Raw genomic sequence first — 3197 nt, 5'->3', positions numbered from 1 at the left:
AAATTCTCCCCCGTTGGAGCCGAAACACGCCTCCTGGCCTCGGAAGGCGCAAACAGACTCAGGAACGCAAGCGATCCTGGCAGGTTCCCCTGCCGATATGACCGTTTTGCAACAATGTCGGTTGGCGTGAGGGTATTTTAAGCCGGCGGCGGCTCAGGCCGAGAGCGCGGCCTTCACCCAATCCAGCCGCGCTGCCGGCACCAGCCCGTAATTATAGAAATTGATGCCATCGACATCAGTTTTCCGCGCCGGGCTGACCTTCGCCGCTAGCAACTGCGGACCCGCCATTTCCGGGTAAAAAAGCCGGTAGCCGGTGCCGAGAAATTTGCCGGCGCCGAGCGCGGCGCGGCCGTCCGTCACCAGGCTTGCGACATCCTCGGCCTGCATGTCATAGGCGCACAGGATCGCCCCGTCGCAGACCTTGCCGACAGCCGCCAGATCGCAGCCACCCAGCCAGCCTTCCTTGAGGTCGATGATGAGGACCTTGGTGACCGGATGCGCCACCTCGCGCAGCTCGGCGACCAGACTGGTCACCGGCTCGAAGCGCCAGACCAGATAGGCGTGTAGCTCCGGCCACGGCCCGAAAACTTCGAGTCCGCCCGCTGGAAAACCGGGGAAGCGCCGCTCCGGCACTGCGCGCTCGCAGGTCGCGACGATCCATTGCCCGCCGAGCGCTCGCGCCCGCTCGCCGTGGACGCCGGCTTTAGCCGCGCGATCGACACAGGACGGACAGAAGCACAGTGACAGCAGGAAGTCCTCCTCGGGCGTCGGGCCGACGCCGTCCTTCTCGTGATGGTATCCATGGGCAAATCCCATGAAGGAAGGGCTTTCGAGTTCGATCCTGTCCGGTTTGTAGCCGTGCGAGATGTCCGCAACCAGCGCCCGGACATAGGCGCGCGCGTCGGGATGCGAGGGACAGAGATTGTAATAGTTGGGATCGCCGAAGGCGTTGCGAGTGACCGCCTCGGGATGAAGCATGCCGAGGCGGGTGTTGTGCAGGCACACCGTCCAGCAAGAGACCCCGGGACCGCCCTGTTCCCGCCGGCGGACGAGTTGGCCAAGCACGTCGCCGCCTTCGCTGATCACATCCGCGACCTTGGGCTGGATGGCGAGGTCGGCCCATCGCGCCGCTGACGGCTTGAAATAGATGGTGCCATCCTCTGGAAAATAGGCTTTTCGCCACGGGCTACGCGGCTGCAGGAAGCGACCGGCATGATAGGAGGTGGCCAGGCTGATCATGTTGAGGCCGGCGCGCTGGACAATATCGCGCTCGACCGTCTCCAGGCCGAGATCCTGAATGTCCCAGGGATAGGTCCACATCGAAAGCTGCATGCTCATCCTCGGTTCTTCGTCCCTTCCGGGCCGGCGTCAGCCTTCGACCGGCTCGGCCACTTGCATCAGGCAGTCGCCCGCCTCGCACATGGTGTGCAGCCGGCGCGACAGCACAATGCCGCTTTCGGAGAAACGCATCGCCTCCTCGGCAAGCTCCAGCCGTTCGAGATCGTGATACCATCCCGCCAGCTGGCCAGTACTGACGCTGTCGCCGAGGCGGACCGCAGGCTCGAACCAGCCGCGCCGCGTCGAGTAGATGCCCTGGCTGTGCCTCGACAGCGAAAGCAACCGCGTCGGCTTCGCCGGCTCTGCGTCCGATGTGAGCACCGGCGCCGCGACCACGCCCAGCTCGACCATCAGGCGATCGAGCGCGCGAGCGGTAAGCGTCATTGAATTGACGGTGGCGGTTCCGCCGCCGCCGAATTCGCCGCTGACGCCGATGGCGCCCGCCCGGCGCGCGGCACCCATCGAGGTCGGCGAGGCCTGGCCGTTGTCTGCGACGAAGCCGAACGGCATCCCGAGCGCGCGCATCAGCTCGACACCCCGCCGATGGCGCTCGGCATCGGCATTGCGCTCGACCAGCGCCGTCGGCAGATGCTCCATCGAGGTGCCGCCCGAATGGATGTCGAAGACGACATCGTGACGGGGAAACAGTTCCGTTTCCAGGAAATGGGCGAGCCGACTGGTCGGCGTGCCCGACGGATCGCCCGGGAACGCGCGGTTGAGGTTGCCGCCGTCCAGCGGCGAGCAGCGCTTGGCGGCCATAACCGCCGGCGCATTCGCCATCGGCAGGATTGTGATGCGACCGCTGATTGCGGCCGGATCGAGCCGGCGGATCAGCTTGGCCAGCGACAGCTCGCCCTCATACTCGTCGCCGTGGTTGCCAGCCATCAGCAGCAGTGAGGGACCCTTCCCGTTGCGAATGGTGCAGATCGGTACCTTGACCTGGAAATAGGGAGAGCGGTCGACCGAGAACGGAATGCTGAGATAGCCGAGCGTTTTGCCTTCGCGGTCAAAATCGAGCGTGTGGACAAGGCCGGTATGCATGCTGTCCTCTCAGACGGCCGCGACGGCGGTGACTTCGATGCGCAGGTCCGGGTCGGCCAGACGCGCTTCGACGCAGGCGCGTGCCGGCAGGCGCTCGGGATCCACCCAGGCATCGTAGATCTTGTTCATCGCGTCGAAATCGCCGATCTGCGGCAGGAAGATGTTGACCGCCACGAGCTTCGACTTGCTGCTGCCGGCCTCATGCAGCAGCGCCTCGACTTTGGCCAGAACATCGCTGGTCTGCGCTTCGATGCCCCCCTTGCGGTCGTTGGCGACCTGGCCGGCTATATGCACCATGCCGCCATACACCACGGCCTGTGACATGCGAGAGCCGGACTGGAAGTATTTGATCATCTCGGATCCTTTCGAGTTCTTTTTGGAGGCCTGGTCAGCCGAAATAGGTCGGAATGGCATGGGCCACACGACCGGTCGCATCCACGCCGAAAAGAACGCGATAGCGGTCGAGGCAGGTGCAGGGATGCGAAATGCCGAATTCGATGACGTCGCCGACCGCGATGTCGTCGCCAGGCTGGAGCGCCAGAAAGGCATGCTGATCGTTGAGCTTGATTACCTGTGATTTCTCAGGTGAAGCGGGCAGCGGCTCGCCCGAACGATACACCCTGAGCGGCTTGGGGAAACCCTGGTCGAAGGAGACGTCGCGCATGCCCATGCCGCAAATGGCGAGATCAGGTTCCGGCCGCGAAAGCACTTCGGCCCAGACACGCAGGACCGGACGGAAAGAATTGCGCGCCGAGGCGGTGGCGCCGCCGAGCTCGAAACCGCTGCGGCTGTCGACCGCGCCAAGCGATCGGTCATAG

At 64.6% G+C, this 3197-nt stretch carries 3 protein-coding genes and 1 pseudogene; all 4 read right to left on the bottom strand.

The features are described from left to right. Positions 1–153: 153 nt before the first annotated feature. Positions 154–1332: a hypothetical protein gene (locus EOA32_RS35415; RefSeq protein ID WP_128374168.1), complete on the bottom strand. Its 1179-nt coding sequence runs from the start codon at positions 1330–1332 to the stop codon at positions 154–156. Positions 1333–1368: 36 nt separating this feature from the next. Further along, positions 1369–2379: a succinylglutamate desuccinylase/aspartoacylase family protein gene (locus EOA32_RS35410; protein WP_128374167.1), complete on the bottom strand. Its 1011-nt coding sequence runs from the start codon at positions 2377–2379 to the stop codon at positions 1369–1371. A gap of 9 nt (positions 2380–2388) precedes the next feature. Continuing rightward, entirely contained in the window at positions 2389–2733 is a 345-nt protein-coding gene (locus EOA32_RS35405; protein ID WP_067000282.1) for a RidA family protein, read from the bottom strand. A 34-nt stretch (positions 2734–2767) separates the two neighbouring features. Continuing rightward, a pseudogene (locus EOA32_RS35400) lies at positions 2768–3197 on the bottom strand (amino acid deaminase); the annotation flags it as partial.

The sequence above is a fragment of the Mesorhizobium sp. M1A.F.Ca.ET.072.01.1.1 genome, from assembly GCF_004023325.1.
Lineage (GTDB): Bacteria > Pseudomonadota > Alphaproteobacteria > Rhizobiales > Rhizobiaceae > Mesorhizobium.
Note: the sequence above shows the minus strand (reverse complement) of the source record. Positions and strands in the feature narration are given on the sequence as shown.

Excerpts from the sequence above, each read along its gene's own strand:
- EOA32_RS35415 (WP_128374168.1), bottom strand. The coding sequence starts at position 1,332 with ATGCAGCTTTCGATGTGGACCTATCCCTGGGACATTCAGGATCTCGGC.
- EOA32_RS35410 (WP_128374167.1), bottom strand. The coding sequence starts at position 2,379 with ATGCATACCGGCCTTGTCCACACGCTCGATTTTGACCGCGAAGGCAAA.
- EOA32_RS35405 (WP_067000282.1), bottom strand. The coding sequence starts at position 2,733 with ATGATCAAATACTTCCAGTCCGGCTCTCGCATGTCACAGGCCGTGGTG.